Source organism: Paenibacillus selenitireducens (genome assembly GCF_002021565.1).
GTDB lineage: Bacteria > Bacillota > Bacilli > Paenibacillales > Paenibacillaceae > Paenibacillus_K > Paenibacillus_K selenitireducens.
In genome coordinates this window covers 125,734-144,413 of sequence record NZ_MSZX01000014.1, presented here as the reverse complement: position 1 = coordinate 144,413, position 18,680 = coordinate 125,734, and the positions used below count along the sequence as shown (strand labels likewise).

Annotated in this window: 25 protein-coding genes and 1 pseudogene; all 26 read left to right on the top strand. The window is 39.1% G+C overall.

The genetic code is table 11. The annotated features are described in order from the left end of the window. Positions 1–60 precede the first annotated feature (60 nt). The 26 genes and pseudogenes from BVG16_RS27480 (at position 61) to BVG16_RS27350 (ending at position 18,638) form a co-directional block, all read left to right on the top strand. Positions 61–411 (top strand): VOC family protein, encoded by a 351-nt coding sequence (locus BVG16_RS27480; protein ID WP_078502390.1) that lies wholly within the window; start codon positions 61–63, stop codon positions 409–411. A gap of 176 nt (positions 412–587) precedes the next feature. Further along, on the top strand, positions 588–719 hold the full coding sequence (locus tag BVG16_RS34095; protein ID WP_078502389.1) for a GNAT family N-acetyltransferase: 132 nt from the start codon (positions 588–590) through the stop codon (positions 717–719). Positions 720–765: 46 nt separating this feature from the next. Continuing rightward, positions 766–1,272 carry a DinB family protein gene (locus BVG16_RS27470; protein WP_078502388.1) on the top strand — a complete coding sequence of 169 codons (507 nt, stop codon included), beginning with the start codon at positions 766–768 and terminating at the stop codon, positions 1,270–1,272. Positions 1,273–1,592: 320 nt separating this feature from the next. Then, a complete protein-coding gene (locus BVG16_RS33210; protein ID WP_078502387.1) occupies positions 1,593–2,351 on the top strand; it encodes a hypothetical protein in 759 nt (252 codons plus the stop codon). A 169-nt stretch (positions 2,352–2,520) separates the two neighbouring features. After that, complete coding sequence (locus BVG16_RS27460; RefSeq protein WP_078502386.1) at positions 2,521–3,648, top strand: NAD(P)/FAD-dependent oxidoreductase; 1,128 nt, start codon at positions 2,521–2,523, stop codon at positions 3,646–3,648. Between the two features lie 20 nt (positions 3,649–3,668). Continuing rightward, positions 3,669–3,773: pseudogene (locus BVG16_RS27455) on the top strand (helix-turn-helix domain-containing protein); the annotation flags it as partial. A 551-nt stretch (positions 3,774–4,324) separates the two neighbouring features. Continuing rightward, complete coding sequence (locus tag BVG16_RS27450) at positions 4,325–5,359, top strand: Gfo/Idh/MocA family protein (RefSeq protein WP_078502385.1); 1,035 nt, start codon at positions 4,325–4,327, stop codon at positions 5,357–5,359. A 409-nt stretch (positions 5,360–5,768) separates the two neighbouring features. Beyond that, positions 5,769–6,299, top strand: a complete 531-nt coding sequence (locus tag BVG16_RS27445) for a hypothetical protein (RefSeq protein WP_078502384.1) — start codon at positions 5,769–5,771, stop codon at positions 6,297–6,299. A gap of 69 nt (positions 6,300–6,368) precedes the next feature. Next, positions 6,369–6,875, top strand: coding sequence for a hypothetical protein (locus tag BVG16_RS27440; protein ID WP_078502383.1), 507 nt, complete (start codon positions 6,369–6,371; stop codon positions 6,873–6,875). Positions 6,876–6,933: 58 nt separating this feature from the next. Then, complete coding sequence (locus BVG16_RS27435) at positions 6,934–7,500, top strand: HAD-IA family hydrolase (protein ID WP_078502382.1); 567 nt, start codon at positions 6,934–6,936, stop codon at positions 7,498–7,500. Between the two features lie 134 nt (positions 7,501–7,634). Continuing rightward, positions 7,635–8,264: a bis(5'-nucleosyl)-tetraphosphatase (symmetrical) YqeK gene (gene yqeK / locus BVG16_RS27430; protein ID WP_078502381.1), complete on the top strand. Its 630-nt coding sequence runs from the start codon at positions 7,635–7,637 to the stop codon at positions 8,262–8,264. A gap of 73 nt (positions 8,265–8,337) precedes the next feature. Next, entirely contained in the window at positions 8,338–9,504 is a 1,167-nt protein-coding gene (locus BVG16_RS27425; protein WP_078502380.1) for a purple acid phosphatase family protein, read from the top strand. 12 nt (positions 9,505–9,516) lie between these two features. Beyond that, positions 9,517–10,011, top strand: a complete 495-nt coding sequence (locus BVG16_RS27420; RefSeq protein WP_078502379.1) for a GNAT family N-acetyltransferase — start codon at positions 9,517–9,519, stop codon at positions 10,009–10,011. A gap of 13 nt (positions 10,012–10,024) precedes the next feature. Next, positions 10,025–10,717 (top strand): HAD-IA family hydrolase, encoded by a 693-nt coding sequence (locus tag BVG16_RS27415; RefSeq protein WP_078502378.1) that lies wholly within the window; start codon positions 10,025–10,027, stop codon positions 10,715–10,717. A gap of 38 nt (positions 10,718–10,755) precedes the next feature. Then, entirely contained in the window at positions 10,756–11,253 is a 498-nt protein-coding gene (locus tag BVG16_RS27410; protein WP_078502377.1) for an NUDIX domain-containing protein, read from the top strand. Positions 11,254–11,291: 38 nt separating this feature from the next. Beyond that, the gene (locus BVG16_RS27405; protein WP_078502376.1) at positions 11,292–11,822 is read left to right on the top strand and encodes a cysteine hydrolase family protein; all 531 of its coding nucleotides are present in this window, start codon (positions 11,292–11,294) and stop codon (positions 11,820–11,822) included. Positions 11,823–11,898: 76 nt separating this feature from the next. Further along, positions 11,899–12,336: an NUDIX hydrolase gene (locus BVG16_RS27400; RefSeq protein WP_332888817.1), complete on the top strand. Its 438-nt coding sequence runs from the start codon at positions 11,899–11,901 to the stop codon at positions 12,334–12,336. 132 nt (positions 12,337–12,468) lie between these two features. After that, positions 12,469–12,894: an NUDIX hydrolase gene (locus BVG16_RS27395; RefSeq protein WP_078502375.1), complete on the top strand. Its 426-nt coding sequence runs from the start codon at positions 12,469–12,471 to the stop codon at positions 12,892–12,894. Positions 12,895–12,951: 57 nt separating this feature from the next. Further along, positions 12,952–13,488, top strand: coding sequence for a hypothetical protein (locus BVG16_RS27390; protein WP_078502374.1), 537 nt, complete (start codon positions 12,952–12,954; stop codon positions 13,486–13,488). Between the two features lie 64 nt (positions 13,489–13,552). Beyond that, complete coding sequence (locus BVG16_RS27385; protein ID WP_078502373.1) at positions 13,553–14,539, top strand: phosphotransferase enzyme family protein; 987 nt, start codon at positions 13,553–13,555, stop codon at positions 14,537–14,539. A gap of 44 nt (positions 14,540–14,583) precedes the next feature. Further along, complete coding sequence (locus BVG16_RS27380; protein WP_078502372.1) at positions 14,584–15,135, top strand: DNA topology modulation protein; 552 nt, start codon at positions 14,584–14,586, stop codon at positions 15,133–15,135. Between the two features lie 286 nt (positions 15,136–15,421). Then, a complete protein-coding gene (locus BVG16_RS27370) occupies positions 15,422–16,204 on the top strand; it encodes an RCC1 domain-containing protein (RefSeq protein ID WP_078502371.1) in 783 nt (260 codons plus the stop codon). Positions 16,205–16,345: 141 nt separating this feature from the next. Next, a complete protein-coding gene (locus BVG16_RS27365) occupies positions 16,346–16,864 on the top strand; it encodes a DNA topology modulation protein (RefSeq protein ID WP_078502370.1) in 519 nt (172 codons plus the stop codon). A gap of 5 nt (positions 16,865–16,869) precedes the next feature. Beyond that, entirely contained in the window at positions 16,870–17,328 is a 459-nt protein-coding gene (locus BVG16_RS27360) for a GNAT family N-acetyltransferase (RefSeq protein WP_158081813.1), read from the top strand. A 101-nt stretch (positions 17,329–17,429) separates the two neighbouring features. Beyond that, entirely contained in the window at positions 17,430–17,951 is a 522-nt protein-coding gene (locus BVG16_RS27355; protein ID WP_078502368.1) for a GNAT family N-acetyltransferase, read from the top strand. Between the two features lie 54 nt (positions 17,952–18,005). Further along, positions 18,006–18,638, top strand: coding sequence for a hypothetical protein (locus BVG16_RS27350; RefSeq protein ID WP_078502367.1), 633 nt, complete (start codon positions 18,006–18,008; stop codon positions 18,636–18,638). The last annotated feature ends 42 nt before the right edge of the window (positions 18,639–18,680 follow it).

The window sequence follows — 18,680 nt, the reverse complement described above, 5'->3', positions numbered from 1 at the left end:
ACAAGAACAAACATTCGTTAATATAGGATACGTAATCCAATTTATGGGAGGTAATATAGTATGGGTAGAGTTGTTTTATTCGAAATGAATAGTCAAGATCCGAAACGTGCTGCAGAGTTCTATTCAACTGTTTTTGGGTGGAAGATTGCGGATCCAAACTGGGGGTATCAGCCTGTAACTACAGGTGATAATGATAAACCAGGAATTGATGGCGGTATTTCGATGGGACCAAGCGATTATCCACATGGAACAAGAATTCAAATAGAAGTAGAAGATATAGAACAAGCAATAAGTAAGTCTAAAGAATTAGGTGCTCAAATAGTTAGAGATAAGATGGAATTTGATGATTTTTATTTAGCATATTTAGTTGATCCTGTAGGGATAGGATTTGGATTAATTCAGAATAAATAAGGTCTGCTGTCGCAGGCCTTTTTAAGTACCTATTAATACATATCAGTCATATTGAAAGTAAATCAGAGTATTCTTTCATAGAAGAGGTCAAATGAATATTAAGTTAAGAATTACATACATACAATGATACACAAGGAAGTAACTGAGCTAAGAGAAAAGGTTAAAAAATAAGTGAAATGGATCGAAGTTTATTTCAAGCTGATGGGCGCTTTTTAGAAATATTCAATTTATGGATTGATCCAGATTACCGTAGACAAGGACTAGGAACTCTTCTTAAGAGAGGGATTGAGGATGAAGCTTATGAATGATGTTATAGGAAATAACCGCATAAAAAATTAAAGAAAGGGAGATTCCATGGAACTTCAAGATATCAATCAAAAATTAAAAGAAACAAGAGACGAATTACTAGGAATTCTTAATGGATTGAGTGGAGATCAACTAAACAAACGGAAAGACCCATCCAGTTGGAGTATTAGCCAGGTATGTCAACACTTAATTAAGACAGAAGAATTATATGTCGTAGCAATAAAGAAAGGATTAAAGAGCAAGGAAGATTCATTCATAGAGAATAAACCATTAGAATTTCTACTTGATAGAAGTAAAAAGTTAGAAGCTCCTGACATTGCTAAACCAACTGACGAAATTTTAGAATATCAAGAAATCATTGAAAAACTAAACAATTCAAGAGAGAAGTTATACGAAATATTAAACACAGTAGAAGACCCATCAGTGCTGAGTAAGAGACATTTTATACACCCAGTTTTTAAAGAGATGTTATTAATTGAATGGGTTAGATCACTGTACTTGCATGAACAAAGACATATTAAACAAATTAATGAAATTAAAGATGGATTTAAGTAAGGCTCTTTGCATATTCGAAGAGGAACAAATGATCGAAATTTTTAATGCAGCGGTGAAAAAATAAAATTTTGAGTCAGTCATAGCTCTTGTGCACAAGCCCATGCAGTAAGAATTAGGGTTCTTTTTTGACCATGATCCGCAGGCGATGCGGGTCATTTTTGCATTTAACAAATCCAATGCGGACAACCCGTTGACGAAAGAAGATCTGATTAAACTCGCGGAATCGATGATCGTAAGAAAATAATTTAATTCATGTCACAAATGCCTCGATTGATATTGTTATATAAAATGAGCACTACCCAGGAGAGGAGAAGTAATAAATGAAAACAAGAGTGAAAGTAACCATTGCTGCGTTAAGCAGTGTACTGCTGCTTGGTTCCATGAATTTTGCTGCGGAGGCGGCCCCATCCAAGTCTGTAAAAACGGTAGCCGCGAAGCCGCAGGCTGTGAATAAAGCGGAACAACTGGAGAAAGAGGAAATAGCCAGAATTAACAAATTGCTAGAGGAAAACCCGGATGATTCTTATATGGTATATGTCAGCAATGAATTGACGAAAGGAAAAGGTCTTGAAACTTTCGCTATGGGGAACATTTCCCCCGAATACACGACATATGAGGATTACTGGATTAAAGCCTCTACTTTAAAAGAACCGATACCGAAACAACCAGACGGCCTGCCTGAAGGTTATAGCTTTGCGGAGGGGAAAATTATCGGTCCAAACAGCGGCAATTATCAGAAAGAAATGAAGGCTGAGGCCAAAAAGCTCGGGAAACAGATTTATTCCAAAAAAATTAACTGGACAACCACGAACTTGATTACATTAAAATACAAGAACGGAGATAATTATATCCAATTGCAGAGCACACGACTTGATGCGAAGGATAACAAGCAAAAAGGATATACCTATCTTACCGCTGAGGAAATGAAAAAGAAAAATCCAAAAATTTCAGCGGAATTTATATCAACCACGCTTTCCTGGATCGAAAATGACAAAGCATTTGCCATCACAACCAATCCGGGAAATCCGTCGACGAAGGATGATCTGATCAAACTGGCTAAAACGGCTGTCAAAAAATAGAGCGCACTATTTAATTTATCTTATGATCCCATTATTAAGTCCAAAAAAGCCTGATTCTAAGGGCTTTTTTTATTTTCATGCGGTTCCCGCTGTCTGTAACAAGTAAATACTATAAATTCATGCTGTGTTCGCTATAATTAGGTACAGAGATTAAGAAAGGGGTGTAGTCATGAAGAAATTAATCGTCATTGGATCAGGAATTCTTGGGGCATCGACAGCATATCAGTTAGCAAAAATGGGAGCGGATGTTCTTATAATAGACCGTAAAGATAAAGGACAGGCTACAGATGCCGCTGCCGGCATTATCTGCCCCTGGCTGTCACAACGGCGCAATCAGGCATGGTACCGGCTCGCTAAGGCTGGCGCACGTTTTTACCCCGGGTTAATTGAAGAACTTCAAAGGGAAGGAGAAACCGAAACAGGTTATGCTCAAGTTGGAGCACTTAGTATTCACCATGATTTGGAGAGAATCAGAAAGATGGAGGAGCGGGCACAACTGCGAAAAGCGGATGCACCGGAAATCGGAGAAATTACCCGCCTTCATGAAAAAGAAACCCATGAGCTTTTCCCCTTGCTAGAAGAAGGTTATCAATCTGTTCGAATTAGCGGTGCCGCCCGTATAGATGGCCGCGCGCTGCGTGATGCATTGGTCCGGTCAGCACAGAGAAATGGAGCCATCCTTATCCAGGGGGATGCTTCGCTTATGTATCAGTCGAACCGCGTAACAGGAGTAACTATAGGCAGTGACACCTTCTCGGCTGACAAAACTATTGTTTGTGCAGGGGCTTGGGCAGGTCAACTGCTGCAGCCTTTAGGCATTCACTTTAACGTAAGTTTTCAAAAAGCACAAATCATGCATTTACAGGTTCATGATCGACAAGATACAGGCACCTGGCCTGTCATCATGCCGCCTTCGGATCAATACCTGCTCGCATTCGATAAGCAAAAGATTGTTATAGGAGCGACCCACGAAAACGAAATCGAAGGCTACGATACAAGGATAACAGCAGGCGGAATGCAGGAGATTTTGAATAAAGGGCTAGCCTTGGCACCTGGTTTAGCAGATAGCACTTTTCAAGAAGTAAGAGTTGGTTTCCGCCCATTTACACCCGGTTTTCTGCCGGTGATCGGTGCTGTTCCTGACTGGGAGGGTCTTATAGCGGCAAATGGGCTCGGAGCGTCCGGTTTAACGATGGGCCCTTTTATAGGGAGTCAACTTGCAAAGTTGGCACTGGGAATGAATTTAGATATCGATATCGATGATTATGACATTCGAAAAGCAATGGATGAAAGTTGATAAGCAGTTTTCGCAAACTCGTGACTTCAGTCGTGAGTAAAGCCTATAAGCTCCGAATCTACCCAACCACAAAGCGGTCAACACGCATCAATAAAACGATTGGTTGCGCAAGGTTCGTATTCAATAGCCCAGAGACTTACTTTGGAACGACTAAATCATATATCGCCATAAATGGACTTAAAAACATTAACGTTGATTTTGATCATAGTAACCACCTAAATGAATTAGATACTATTATTACATAGTGAAAAAAGGTATAATTTCCCTATAGTATAAGGTATTATACCTTTTTTACTTTAAGGAGACTTTTTCAGAATCATATTCCGTATTTATGAAAGAAAATGCCGATTCTCAAAATTTACATTTACCGGAAACGGTAGGTTGTTTAGTCAAGCACATTTCAAGGCGTGGTGAATACTGGGAATGCAGATGACAATTGCATAAAGATATCACTGGAAACCAAAAAAATACGGAATGAACAAAAAACAATTACGGTCAAAAAAAATTGAAGTACGCGGTTTGAATATTTCATGCCAGTTCCATGATCCAAATGACTATACGCAGGCGTATGCGATGCCGAACCTCATCGTATGTTGATCGACGATCCGTTCACGAAATATGAATGCCTTTAACAAGACGCTGAAAAAATAAAATCTATAAGAAACCAGGTGAAACTATGGAACCGATTGGTATTGCGGTAATCGGATGCGGTTCGATTTCCGGTGTACATTTACAGGCTATTTCAAAGATCGAATCAGCAAAACTGCTCGCGGTTGTTGACATCGACAAAAGTTTGGCTGAGAAGTCGGCACAGCTGTATGGCTGTACAGCTTATACGGACTACCATGAAGTGCTGCAGCGTGAGGATATCGAAGTAGTACATATTTGCACGGGTCATTATTTGCATGCTCCAATGGCAGTGGATGCGCTTAAAGCAGGCAAGCATGTACTGACAGAGAAGCCGATGGCCGAATCCGACGCGGCGGCGCGAATCATGCTGGAAGCGGCAGAGACTCACCCGGATGTCCAACTCGGCGTGATATTCCAGAACCGGTATAACCCGGCATCCGTCATGATGAAGAAATACGTCGATTCGGGAGAACTGGGTCGTTTGATATGCTTGAAAGGGATGGTCACCTGGTTCCGCGACCCCGATTATTACGAAACGGAATGGAAAGGCAAATGGGCGACCGAAGGCGGCGGCGTGCTGATCAACCAAGCGATTCATACGTTGGATTTGATGCAGTGGCTCGGTGGCGAGGTCGCCAGTATCAAAGGTAGCATTTCTACAGACTCACTTGAAGGTGTAATTGAGGTTGAGGATACGGCCCATGCGCATTTGGAGTTCCAGAGTGGAGCAACGGGGATTTTTTATGCGACGAATTCCTATAAGACCAACTCACCGGTAGAGCTGGAATTGATTTTTGAAAAGGGCATGATTCAGCTTAAAGGGGAACATCTTTATTTGGAGCAGGACGGGACTTTATCCCTGCTTTCCGAGCCGACGGCGAGCCACCTCGACGCGAAATCGTACTGGGGTTTAAGCCACGGCGCACAAATCGAAGATTTTTACGTTCATGTCAGGGAAGGTCGGCTTTTTTGGCTTAACGGACCTGAAGGGTACAAAGCTTTCAAGCTGGTTATGGACATTTATGAATCTTCGAGAACGGGGAAACGGATTACTTACCGCGAACCGGCTGTTAGAAATTGATGATCCGGTTACAGAATAGGGTAACTTTTAGTAAAAGTGCATAAATTGAAAAATGCTCTTCCTTAGCCGTTACAGCTTGGGAAGGGCTTTTTTTTGAAAAGGCCAGCTGATTTTTATGTGTGTATAAGGAAGAAAACGATAAAGAAAGTGGGGTTATAAGGAAAGAAATGTTGAGAATAATAAACAATCAAATACTCATTTGTGAGGAATTCTAAGAGGTTAGACGTTTTTGACAGGAATGCAGGATGCAATCCGAAAAAATAATATATAATAACATACAGGAAAAGATGTATCAAAGCAGAAATGAATTGATATGGATTTAAATAATGACAGACATTGGGCCTACATTTTGAGCGTGAACGCTTTATAGTAAATCTTCCAAATATAAAAAGAATAAGAGCGTGGTAGCATGGATAATCAGTTATTAAGAGCCAAGGAATTATTTACTTCATATCATGGAAGTACGCTGCATATGTATCGTGAAGGCGATTTAGAAGAATATAGGGAATATAACATTCCGAAAGACATGGAAATTGAATGGTTTAAGGAAATGATTGATCAATATACTCGAGAATTATCAATTAGAGATTGGAACGCCGTCGAGCATCTAGATTTAATAGCAGATCATTATCCAGACGCCAGTATTCTGAAGAATATTGAGTCTTTTGCTTCAAGAAATGTGATGAGTTCTGACAGCATTGTTAAGCTCATGTTTGCCGAAAAGATGATTGATATCATTAAAAAAACCAAAAAACATATACCGGAAGAACTTTTGATTGAAGCATATAAAACAACATATATTATTCTAAATGAGATCATGAATAAGCCGCTTATTATTGATCCAGGTCATGAATTGGAGCAATACAACTTAAAGGATAAAAAATCATTAAATAATCGAGCGAAACGAAGTATTGAAAATCTAAAGAATGAACTAAATTGACGCATTAGGACGGAAGACTTCTGAGACGTTAAGAGAAATCCTTGCAAGTGAAAATGAGAGGAGAATTCAATGCTTACTAAATTGAAGCAAGAAGATTTGTTAAAAGAAAACCTTAGCTGGTTATGTATTGAACCCATGTTACTCAGCGTTCGAGGCAAGAATTTAGAAATAAAGGCAAATCTGTATGCTCAATTAAATGAAGGACAAAGATCATTATATATGTTTTATGCTTTCCACAATCATGTACATTCGATTTTCGACTTTTATTGGTATGCAGCTTTCTATATGAATGAAATAAAAGCTTGGGATGGAGTAAAGAGAGGCGTACTTTTTTTCAAAGATCAGGAGTTATTAAATGTACTTGAACACTTGGAAATATTAATAGAACAAAAGAATAAAGGAACTAATGGGATATGGAATGAAATAACGATTTCAGATCTAGAGCAAGACCCCAGTCTACATGAATCCGTAAGTAAGCTCTTCAATGATTACCAATCCATGGCACCGATGACGATTAATCAGATGAATTTATATATTAGAAAGAATCAAGCGGAATTTTTAGAGATTGAAGTGTAACAAAACTATTGCTAAATGAAAATAATGAGATGTAACGATATAGGGAGTGAAATGATATTTGAATATATTATGGGATTTTGATGGCACGTTGTTTAATACATATCCAGCGTATACGGATATTTTATATGAAGTTTTGGGTAGTAGAGTATCTAAAGAAGAAATCTTATCTCACTTAAAAATTTCTTTCACACATGCGGTAAAACATTTTGGTATAGATGAAGAACAAGTTCAGAGAATACTTGCAAAAGAACAAGATTTACATCCTGCGAATACACCGCCATTTCCATATGTCGAGAATATATTAAAGTTCTCAGATATAAATGTAATCATGACGCATAAACCTCGTAAAGAAGTTGTGTATATTCTAGATTATTATGGTTGGATGAAATATTTCAAAGAAATAGTTGCGGGTGACGATGGGTATCCAAAGAAACCTGATCCGTCATCATATATATATCTACATAACAAATATGGAGTAGATCTAGTCATTGGAGATCGTGAAATTGATATCATGCCAGCTAAGGTCATCGGGATCAAAACATGTTTGTTTCAGAATAATACACCAGGAGCAGATATGTATTTGACGACGTATGAGGACTTTTTTAAGAACCTTATTGAGGTTTGATTCAGTCAGGCAGACACCCCTATGAGCTACGTAGCCGAGCTACTCAGTCTTTGCGTTCTCTTACCCCCTAAGGGATCGGGAATATAACAACGTTAGTTGAAATAATCAATATAAAAAAGTGAGAGTGATCAAAGATGCATCCTATTTTTGAAGACCTTACTAAACACATTGAATTTTCGAGTGACCTTCAGAGCAATATCCGATTATTTTTAAAAGCAAATAACTGTCCCCAAACGGCAGAACATTGTATGAACGTTGGAACGGAAGCGAGAAGAATCGCATTCATGTTCGATGCCAATCCGGATGCGGCAGAAATTGCAGGTTGGTTACATGATATTAGCGCTGTTTATCCTAGTCATGTAAGAATAGATATATCAAGAAAATTAAAGATCGATATATTACATGAGGAAGAGTTATTTCCGATGATCATTCACCAAAAAATATCAAAAGTGATGGCTAGAGATATTTTTAACATAGAAGATCCTGAAATTTTAGACGCGATCGGCTGCCATACGACATTAAGATCAAACGCTACATTACTTGATCAAGTGCTATTTGTAGCAGATAAGATTGCTTGGGATCAGTCAGGCGAACCTCCGTATCTTGAAGAACTCAACAGAAATATAAATATAAATAAATCATTAGTCCGCGGCGCATTTGCATATATCAATTACCTGTGGGAACGGAAAGATACTTTAAAAGTGGTTCATCCATGGTTGAGTGAAGCTTATATAGATCTAAAAGATAAGGTAAGTTCGTCTTAGATGGGCTACACAAATTCAAAAGTTGAAGCGGAAAGCAAAATCAAATCAATGAACGAAAGTGAGGGATGGGAATATGCTTACGATCGTGAAGGGGCCCTACTTGCAATGGCCCACGACGGATTCGATGACGATCATGTGGGAGACTTCGGAGCCAGCTTCTTCAAAAGTGCAAGTATTGGTAGCAGAGCGAATACATAGTGGGTATCAAGGGAATTACAAGAAACCGGATCAAATACATTCAACCTATTCCCAAGAAGGATATTCGACGATTCATCAACTTACGGTGAGAGATTTGGACGCTAGTACGATATATTTTTATAAGATTTACTCAGAGAATGAGCAAGGTGAAGTTGAATCCGGACCGTATCCACTCAAGACGGCAGTGAAGAAGGGAGAACCCTTTTCTTTTACTGTGACTAGCGAAACGGGAGGATATAGCGGCTTTGATCCGTCAAATGGTCAAATTAATAAAAACATCTTTCATCAAATGCAAAGATATCGCCCGGATTTCACCTTATTCGTCGGTGATGTTGTGAATGATGGCGAGAATTATGAAGACTGGGAGAAGTATTTCTTTGGTCCTGGTAAGGAATTTATGGTGAATACGCCGTTTTATAGCTGCTTGGGTAACCACGAAAATAATGCTTCATGGTATTATGATTTTTTTGCTTTTGCTCCCCCTAAAAATTACTATTCATTTGATTATGGAGATGTTCATTTTCTCTGCTTAGACAGTACTGATTTCATTAAGTTCGAAAATTATCCACACAGTACAGGTGAGATGAGTCCAGGGAATACGCAATATGATTTCTTGATCGACGATTTGAAATCTACTTCTGCAAAATGGAAAATGGTGTTCTTTCATTATCCACCCTATGTATCAGGCGGTTATCAGGTGGAGGACTTGCGACAACTATGCCCCATCTTGGAACAGTATGGAGTGGATCTCGTGTTTAACTCACATACGATTGTATATGAACGCAGTCATCCGTTACGTGCGGGCAAGATCGATTTTGACGAGGGTATTGTCTATATCGTGGCTGGCGGAGCAGGCGCTATGCCTCAATGGCTGCTTCCGAAGCGAGATTGGCATACATCTCAATCGTTGGCCGTGCCACATTTTGTTCAGGTTGTCGTGACTTCGGACCATTTGGAAATGCGTGCAATTGACGAAGAGGGTAGGCTTTTTGATACCTTTCGGTTAAGGAAAGATTCAGACAGTAAAAAAGAATTTTACTAAGGAGAAAACGATATGATTGCAATCCAACAAGTTGAATATGAACAAAAATCGATATTACGAAATCTACTAGAACTTTATCAATATGATTCTAGCGAGTTTGATCCAGAAGATGATTTAAATGCAAATGGATTATATGAATACAAATATTTAGATCACTACTGGACAGAAGACGGAAGATTTCCTTTCTTTATTAAAGTTGATGAAAAGCTAGCTGGTTTTGCACTTGTAAGAGATGTGGGAACGGATGAGTTTAATCAGACCGTGTATTCGATGGCAGAATTTTTTGTCATGAAAAAATACAGAAACTTGAAAGTCGGGCAACTTGTTGCACACGAGCTATTTAATAAGTTCCCGGGTTTGTGGAAGGTTGGACAGATTGAAACAAATATACCTGCTCAAGCTTTTTGGAGAAAAACGATTGCTAGATATACAAATGGAAATTATTCGGAGATACGTGAAGCGCATTGGGATGGACCAATTCAGACATTTTCGTCGGTTGGTCGATAAGGCGGGTGGTTCTTTGAGCAAAGTTTTACTGTGGGATTTTGATGGTACATTAGGTTATCGCCAAGGCGGGATGTGGGGAGCATCGATGTTAGAAGCTTTGAAGGAATACGACCCTACTACAAATCTAAAAGCCCCGGATTTCCGTGATTTCTTGAAAAGCGGATTCCCGTGGCATCATCCCGAAAAATCATATACTCACATTAAAAGTTCTGAGGAATGGTGGGAACCCATCTTATATAAATTTTTTCAAGGGTATGTTCATTATGGAATAGCAGAGGCTGATGCAAAAAAGCTTGCAGTGAATGCAAAGGAGCGTTTCATAGATACGAGTTGTTGGACAGTATATGATGATACATTGGTAACTTTAGAAAGACTATCCGATCTTGGGTGGAGACATGCGATCGTATCCAATCACATTCCTGAACTTAGTAAAATAGTGCAAACACTTGGAGTGATGGATTATATGAATTACTTTTTTAACTCAGCTCTTGTCGGTTATGAAAAGCCCAATCCCCTAATATTTAAATATGTTTTACGTGAGACGGGAAATCCTGAAATTGTTTGGATGATTGGTGATAATTTTGAAGCTGATTACCGGGGAGCAGAAGCAGTAGGGATACAGGCGATATTAGTTAGAAATATAGATACAAGAGCTGCAAGAAATTGTAGAGATATTAATGATGTAATAAAGATAATCGAGAGATAATCATTAGCCGCTTACTTGGATAGGAGTTGATTTGCAAGATGTCGAGCAATTGGAAAGAGTCGTATACAGGGAAACTCCGGGCCATTGTAGGAAATCAGAAATTAATAATTCCATCCATAAGAGCAGTGATCTATGATGACAAAAATAGAATTCTTTTTATTGAGCGAAGGGGAAACGGGAAATGGGCTTTACCTACTGGTGGAATTGAGCTTAATGAATCGATATTCGAATGTTTGCAACGCGAAGTGCGAGAAGAAACGGGATTAGATGTCATACATGCAACACTTATAGCCATGTATACTGGAGAAAATTATTCAGTTAAGAACAGATTTGGCGATGAATACCAAGGTTTTGAATTGTTATTTCGAGTAGACACGTGGACTGGGACCATTGTACAGACAACCGATGAGACAACGAATATTGGATTTTTCGCATTAGATGATCTTCCTCCATTTGAAACGGGGTATTGGGAAAACCATGAGAAAGAGGTATTAGAGGATCTGATAGATTTTAAAGGAACACCAATTATGAAGTAATTTTTGATTAATACTAATCGATTACTTAGGAGGCTCTTATGAAAGAATCGAATAAAGCACTACTCGTGATTGATGTACAAAACGGAATGTTCTTAGATTCAGATCCTGTGTTCCAAGGTGAGGAATTACTTACAAAGATTCAAATGCTTATCTCAAAGGCTAGGTCGAAAAACATCCCGATTTTTTATGTGCAGCATAATGAAGGAAAAGATGAAATTTTAGAACCAGGAACGCAGGGTTGGTTGATCCATCCATCTATTCTGCCCAATGATCTGGATACCATTATTCAAAAGAAAACGCCAGATTCTTTTTTTGAGACGACCTTAAAGCAGGAACTTGATAAGAAAAAGATAGAAGAAATCATACTCACGGGTATTCAAACCGATCTATGTGTTGATACCACATGTAGAAGAGCATTTAGTCTCGGATATAAGGTCACACTTGTGAAGGATGCACATAGCACATGGGGTTCACAAGATCTCACAGCCATCCAGATAATCAATCATCATAATAGCATCTTGAGATGGTTTTCGAGTGTTAAGCATAGTGACGAAATACAATTTGAATAAGAACAACTAAAGATGAGGTGGTCATCCATTTGCCCAAAGTAGAAATGACAAACATGTGTATGATTTATGATCTGAACTGCCTACAGATAAGAAAATCGCTGGAGTTCATTGTGTGCCTGTACTTAGCAGTGGGAATTTGATTATGGTGTGGGATCGAGAGGAACAAGGGTTAACGACGATTGGAGGCAGGATAGAAGGAAATGAATCATTAGATGAAGCACTAGATCGGGAAGTGATGGAAGAAGCAGGCCTCGTATTAGATCGTGAGAGAATTCCATTTGCTTGTTGGTATTGGGAGAGTACAGATACCTACACGGTATGGTTTTTAGTGAAAGTACATAAATTTGTGCAAATGCCTGGAGGTTACGAGAAAACAGGTTATGTGATTATGAATTTTGAAACTGCAATTCAGATGATTATGAGATTAGAAGGCAGCGGACAAAGAGTTGAAATCATTAGGAGAGCAGGTATTCTATCTGGACAGCTTGATGAAAAAAGTAACAACGTTATGTGAAATTTCGTGCATTTAATTAGTATAAAAATATGAATTCAGACAATCAATGTGTCCTTAGTTTATTCGTGATTTGCGAGACTTTATATCTCAAATATGTAATAATTGTATAATATTCGGAAGGGGTTTTTTTCAATGAAGAGAGTTGATGTTTCGTACGCATTGATCTTAGATGAAACGAAATCCAAAGTCCTCATGGTAAAAAATAAAGGAAATGCGAGTTGGTCTCTTCCCGGTGGTGCGGTTGAAAAAGGAGAAACATTAGAACAAGCGGCAATTAGAGAGACGAAAGAAGAGACCGGCCTATGTGTACAAGTTTTTGAGGTCGTTGCATTAAATGAATGTGTTTTTGAAAAGACACAAGAACATGCATTATTTATCACATTCAAAGCTGAGATTATAGGCGGAAAAGAAGAAATCATCAGACCGAATGAAATCCTAGAAATCGCTTGGATGGACATGGATAAAGCTGATGAACTCATGCCTTATTATAAGAATGGGATAACGAAATTAATAGAAGGCAATGGAATTCGTTATTTTGACCAAGGAAGAGTGCAATAGTAGATACGTAAAATGTTATGCGGACCATTTGAATGATGGACACTAGGGAGAATTTTCATGAGCTATGATCTGTACCATTACTTTGAGAAGGATGTTGGACCCTTTAAGAATTTATCTAGTCTTTCAATAGAGGAAGCAACACGTGTCTCCAATGCGATCAAGCATAAGGGGAGGATATTTGCGAGTAAACGGAGTGATGATTATCATACTATTCGAAGAGATCTGGAGAAGCAAGCTAGAGATCAGTTCCTCCTTAAAGGTGGTAACCCCGAGAACTTATATCCTCATTACATGACGCTTGAAGCATGTAGTTGGCTCGGAACCTGGTATGAAAACCCGAGTAGCATCCGAATGGATTGGAACGAGTTTTCTGCGGATTCCATTAGTTTTACGTATGGAGATCTGTTTCCTACGATGCGATACGAAGATCATAAACCATATCGAAAACAAGTATATACGAAAGACGAAATCATACCTATTATCGAGCAATTTGGGGTCCCGCAAGATTGGAATCTCAATGGTGACAAAGGACCAGAAAGATACATAGAAGTTCAGATATGGGATGAAAATATCATTAAAAGATATCGTGAATAAGAGTGAATTCCGAAAGTTTATGTACATCACGTTAGTATCATCTTAACTGGGAGTGGTAAATTCTATGGTAAGTCAAGACCAATTGAAAAGTGCGGCAGCATCCTTCCAATTTGATGCCGATACGTTAGTTTTTATTAGCAACTCTTGTAATGAAGTGTACCGGTTCACCAAAAATCATCAGAATTACATCTTGCGATTCTCTGAGAAACCGCTTGAATTTGTTGGGAAAATCAAGGCGGAAGTGGATTGGGTATCCTATTTAGCTCAACATAGTGTAGGCGTATCGTTACCCATTGAAACTATCAATCATCAATTAACCGACGTTTTCAGCGTGGGGGATAAGTGGTATATTGCAACTGCTTTTCATATGGCACCTGGAGAAGTGTTCAATACAACAAACCCACGATTGTGGGGGCCTGACATATTCCGCAAGTGGGGAGAAACCATGGGAAGGATGCATTTGATTACCAAATCTTATGATGATGCACATGTTGCTGTCAAAAGAGATCACTGGAGCATATGGAACATTGAGAATCCCCATCTACATCAGGGGTCTTATCAAATCCTTCTAGATAAATTAAAGTCTCTTGAAAATTCGATCACTGCGCTTCCCAAAGATCGCCATTCGTACGGATTAATCCATAATGACTTTCATCCTTACAATTTTCATATAGAAAATGGAGACATCACGGTTTTTGATTTTGATGATTCGATATATGGCTGGTTTGCGTTGGACATTGCTATAGCAGCAACCCATGCCGTATGGTGGGGTTCTCCACAAGATGATCGTGAATCAAAAAATGAGTTCGCCAGACGTTTCTTGGATGAATTTTTACAAGGCTACTTCAAACACAACCAACTTGATCGTTATTGGATTGAGCAGATTCCTATGTTTATGGATTATCGAAATATTTGTTCTTTCTTTTGGTGGCTAAACGGTTGGGATGGAGATGACAGCAAGCTGAATACATTTCAGCAAAAAGCAATTGTCGATGCAGTCGAGCTCATACAAAAGGGTCTACCATTTGATGGCTGCGATATACGAATGTAGCGGAATTTCTGAACGTATTATCTCGAAAGAAAAGGACATTCGTGATGAAAATAATGATAATCGGTTCGAGCGGCTCGGGCAAATCAACATTTTCACGACAACTTGGAGATCTGCTAGATTTACCTGTGTATCATCTGGATGTTTACTTTTGGAAGCCAGGATGGGTACAGACGCCAGATGTTGAATGGGTTGAATTTAATAAAAACTTAGTAGCCAAAGATGAATGGATCATTGATGGTTACTATGGAAGGACTATGGACATTCGAGTGCAGGCAGCGGATGTGATTTTTTTTCTTGATTTACCCCCATGGATTACAATATATCGAGTAATAAAGAGAAGAATTCAATATCATGGTAAGACAAGGCCTGACTTAAATGAAGGGTGCCCTGAGTCATTAGATTGGCAATTTATTAAGTATGCTTGGAGGTTTAGGCAAGACAAAAAACCAGCTATTATTGAGAAACTTGAGAAGCATGCAGAGAAAACAAAGATCATTATGATGAAGTCCCCTAAGGAAGTAAAAAGATTATTAAATACCTTACAAAGTAATGGGATAGGTTATTTCGAACATATAGAGAAGCATCATGAATGTTAATTATCAGGTGGATTAGTTTTACGTATGGAGATCTGTTTCCTACGATGCGATACGAAGATAATAAACCATATCGAAAACAAGTGTATACAAAAGACGAGATCATGCTTATTATAAGCAACTTGGGCTTCCTCAAGATTGGAATCAAAGTGGTGACAAAGGACCGGAAAGATACATAGAAGTTCAGATATGGGATGAAAATATCATCAAGAGGTATCGTGAATAAGAATGAAATCCGAAAATTTATGTAGATCTCGTTAATATCATCTAGACTAGGAGGAGGAAAGACATGGATTACATTTCTCCGAAAGAAGCGACGTTAAAGGTGAAACGCTGGCCTAAAGATACCATAGCGGCGGGTCGCCGTCATACCGTTGGGCTTAAATCTGACGGCACGGTGACGGCTGTGGGTGATAATAAATTTGGCCAATGTGATGTAAGCGGTTGGCGCGATATTGTGGCGATCGCGGCTGGTAATGTTCATATGGCGACGAACACGGGTAATGCTCATACAATCGGTCTTAAATCTGACAGTACTGTGGCGGCTGTGGGTTGGAATAAGCATGACCAATGCGATGTAAACGACTGGCGCGATATTGTAGCGGTTGCGGCGGGTTGGTGTCGTACCATTGGGCTTAAATCGGATGGCACGGTGGTAGCAGTGGGCCGAAATAATGAAGGTGAATGCAATGTAAGCGGCTGGCATGATATTGTGGCGGTCGCGGCGGGTTATCTTCATACCATCGGTCTTAAATCGGACGGTACGGTGACGGCTGTGGGTTTGAATAAACATGACCAATGCGATGTAAGCGGCTGGCGCGGTATTGTGGCGATAGCGGTGGGTAGTAATCATACCATCGGCCTTAAATCGGACGGTACTGTGGCGGCTGTGGGTTGGAATAAGTATATCCAATGTAATGTAAGTGATTGGCGCGATATTGTGGCGATTGCGGCGGGTTGTGCCCATACCGTCGGGCTTAAATCGGACGGCACGGTGGTTGCTGTGGGTGATAATGAATATGGCCAATGCGATGTAAGCGGCTGGCGCGGCATCCAACTGCCCGGTAAATAGTTTTCAATATTAATAACTCAACTTTCCACAACGGTGAAATCTGGTCCAAATCCATATTTTTTTATCGAAGAAGGTATGACAACGGAATATTGATTTGGCAATGCTAAAACCTCGTATTACATGAAACAGGAGACACCCATTATGAAAAAAATCGTCATCATAGGTTCCGGGGGCTCAGGGAAATCCACATTTTCTCATAAACTCGGAGAACTTACGCAATTGCCGGTGTATCATTTAGATGCATTATATTGGAAACCGGGGTGGATCCCTACTCCCAAAGATGAATGGGATACCTTTCAAAAAGAATTAATCCTTAAAAATGAATGGATTATTGATGGTAACTATGGTCGAACATTAGAGATTCGAATGTCTGAAGCGGATACAATCATATTTTTTGATTTATCACGCTGGGTAACAACCTACAGAATTATTAAACGTAGAATCATGTACCATGGAAAAACGAGGCCTGATTTGACAGAAGGATGCCCAGAACGATTAGACTTCAAGTTTATCAAGTGGGTATGGAATTTCAGACGAGATAGTCGACCCGGAATTATGGATAAATTGAATAAATACGCTCAAAGTAAGAAAATCATTATGTTAAGAACGACTGCAGAAGTTAACTCATTATTGGATCACATCAGCAAAAACAAGGAGTGAATACGTTGTCCAACGTAACAGTGAAGTTAAAGCCTATTACAGATGATAATAGAAAAGAGTGTCTTGACCTTAAGCCACATGCCTATCAGGAGAAATTTGTGGCTCCCAATTCGGATTCATTAAAAAAGGCAGAAAAAGAACCTTCTTCAAAGCCTTATGGCATCTATAGTCATGAGGAAATGGTTGGTTTTGCTTTGTTCGATGAAGAGCCGTATCCCGATGACGGTTATTTTTGGATTATTAGATTTATGGTGGATGGAAGATTTCAAAAAATGGGGTACGGAAGAGCTGCGCTTGGGGAAATCATACGTATGATTAGGAGCAAACAAAGCAATGCAAAGATCAGAATTTCCCATGTCCCAGACAATAGTGTCGTCAATAAATTGTATAAGGAATTCGGTTTTGTTGAAACCGGCGAGATTATTCATGGCGAGACTGTACTCGATTTAATAGTTGAATCTTAACTTGAAGAGTAGTGTTTTCAATACTAGACTGCGTCGTCATTATCAAAACGTTATCTAGAATGTCTCTTCATATCCTTTAAAATAGGAGGATTTGATAATTCATGAATATAAGGATCGCTTCATTACATGACGCTGCTGATCTAGCATACGTTCACGTTCATAGTTGGTTAACGACCTATGCAGGCATAATTTCAAATACATATTTATCTAAAATGAAGGTTGCGGATCGGCAAGTAAGATGGGAGAGAATATTAAGTCATCCCCATAACGATGAAGTGACTTACGTGGCTGTTGAGCATGGTAGAATCATCGGTTTTATAAATGGTGGAATGGCCAGAGAAGTAGAAGACGGATACGATGCGGAAATCTATGCCATATATTTACTTGAAGAAGCCCAAAGGAAACGTTACGGCAAGCAAATGGTAGAGACACTTATGAACCATTTTAAATCAAGAGATTATGCGTCGGTTATGGTATGGGTTCTTGAGGAAAATCCATCATTACAATTTTACATCAAATTGGGTGGACAGATCATAAGAAAAAAAGCGATAAAAATTGGGGAAGAAATGCTAATAGAAGTAGCGATTGGATGGAAAGATATCAATACTATGAGATCTGATTGATTTATTATTTTAAGGAACTTACCGCGTGATATTTAAAAATAGGAGGTTATCGATGTGCCTTGGCCTATGGTTCACTTCGCAACAGCGATACATACTTCGATTACTGACCCATCGCCAAGCTTTCTGTTAGGGAGTATCGCGCCGGATGCCATTCATATGCGGGACAATATAACGAGGAAAGATAAGGGTATGACTCACCTCGTGTATGAAGATAAATTACCTAACATAGAGAAGCTTACAAAGCATTGTTTAGATTATTTGCACCAGAATCCAGACCCGGACTGGAAAGCGTATGTATGGGGGTATTTTGCTCATATTTATACAGATGGAAGGTGGACAGATACGGTCTATGCTGACTTTGAGAAGGATTATAGCGGTGATATGAAAGATCTAAGAAGTACATACAATCAAGAGGCTGGCCAAGTCGAGTTCCATATTATGAGATCCGGGCAATGGTCCGAAAATGTCTTTACCAAATTGAAAAGTGCTAGAGCTTTTTCGATCGACCCGTTCGTTACAGAGACAGAAGTTAGTAAATACAGAGATTCCAAGCTGCATTGGCTTCAAGATGAGAAGAATGAACCAAAGATTGAACCGATCTACTTTCATGAAAAGGTAGTGAATGATTTTATAATAAATACATCCAATGAATTGAAAGAGATATTTAAAGTATGGGGAAAAGAGTAATGGCGAAATCTCTGTCATTACTAGATTTGTGAAGGTATTCAT

What these genes read in the sequence shown, in the direction of transcription:
- BVG16_RS27470 (WP_078502388.1), top strand. Translation starts at nt 766, where the DNA reads ATGGAACTTCAAGATATCAATCAAAAATTAAAAGAAACAAGAGACGAA.
- BVG16_RS27365 (WP_078502370.1), top strand. Translation starts at nt 16,346, where the DNA reads ATGAAAAAAATCGTCATCATAGGTTCCGGGGGCTCAGGGAAATCCACA.
- BVG16_RS27460 (WP_078502386.1), top strand. Translation starts at nt 2,521, where the DNA reads ATGAAGAAATTAATCGTCATTGGATCAGGAATTCTTGGGGCATCGACA.
- BVG16_RS34095 (WP_078502389.1), top strand. Translation starts at nt 588, where the DNA reads ATGGATCGAAGTTTATTTCAAGCTGATGGGCGCTTTTTAGAAATATTC.
- BVG16_RS27390 (WP_078502374.1), top strand. Translation starts at nt 12,952, where the DNA reads ATGAGCTATGATCTGTACCATTACTTTGAGAAGGATGTTGGACCCTTT.
- BVG16_RS27370 (WP_078502371.1), top strand. Translation starts at nt 15,422, where the DNA reads ATGGATTACATTTCTCCGAAAGAAGCGACGTTAAAGGTGAAACGCTGG.
- BVG16_RS27385 (WP_078502373.1), top strand. Translation starts at nt 13,553, where the DNA reads ATGGTAAGTCAAGACCAATTGAAAAGTGCGGCAGCATCCTTCCAATTT.
- BVG16_RS27395 (WP_078502375.1), top strand. Translation starts at nt 12,469, where the DNA reads ATGAAGAGAGTTGATGTTTCGTACGCATTGATCTTAGATGAAACGAAA.
- BVG16_RS27410 (WP_078502377.1), top strand. Translation starts at nt 10,756, where the DNA reads ATGTCGAGCAATTGGAAAGAGTCGTATACAGGGAAACTCCGGGCCATT.
- BVG16_RS27450 (WP_078502385.1), top strand. Translation starts at nt 4,325, where the DNA reads ATGGAACCGATTGGTATTGCGGTAATCGGATGCGGTTCGATTTCCGGT.
- yqeK (WP_078502381.1), top strand. Translation starts at nt 7,635, where the DNA reads ATGCATCCTATTTTTGAAGACCTTACTAAACACATTGAATTTTCGAGT.
- BVG16_RS27355 (WP_078502368.1), top strand. Translation starts at nt 17,430, where the DNA reads ATGAATATAAGGATCGCTTCATTACATGACGCTGCTGATCTAGCATAC.
- BVG16_RS27445 (WP_078502384.1), top strand. Translation starts at nt 5,769, where the DNA reads ATGGATAATCAGTTATTAAGAGCCAAGGAATTATTTACTTCATATCAT.
- BVG16_RS27480 (WP_078502390.1), top strand. Translation starts at nt 61, where the DNA reads ATGGGTAGAGTTGTTTTATTCGAAATGAATAGTCAAGATCCGAAACGT.
- BVG16_RS27405 (WP_078502376.1), top strand. Translation starts at nt 11,292, where the DNA reads ATGAAAGAATCGAATAAAGCACTACTCGTGATTGATGTACAAAACGGA.
- BVG16_RS27420 (WP_078502379.1), top strand. Translation starts at nt 9,517, where the DNA reads ATGATTGCAATCCAACAAGTTGAATATGAACAAAAATCGATATTACGA.
- BVG16_RS33210 (WP_078502387.1), top strand. Translation starts at nt 1,593, where the DNA reads ATGAAAACAAGAGTGAAAGTAACCATTGCTGCGTTAAGCAGTGTACTG.
- BVG16_RS27425 (WP_078502380.1), top strand. Translation starts at nt 8,338, where the DNA reads ATGCTTACGATCGTGAAGGGGCCCTACTTGCAATGGCCCACGACGGAT.
- BVG16_RS27380 (WP_078502372.1), top strand. Translation starts at nt 14,584, where the DNA reads ATGAAAATAATGATAATCGGTTCGAGCGGCTCGGGCAAATCAACATTT.
- BVG16_RS27440 (WP_078502383.1), top strand. Translation starts at nt 6,369, where the DNA reads ATGCTTACTAAATTGAAGCAAGAAGATTTGTTAAAAGAAAACCTTAGC.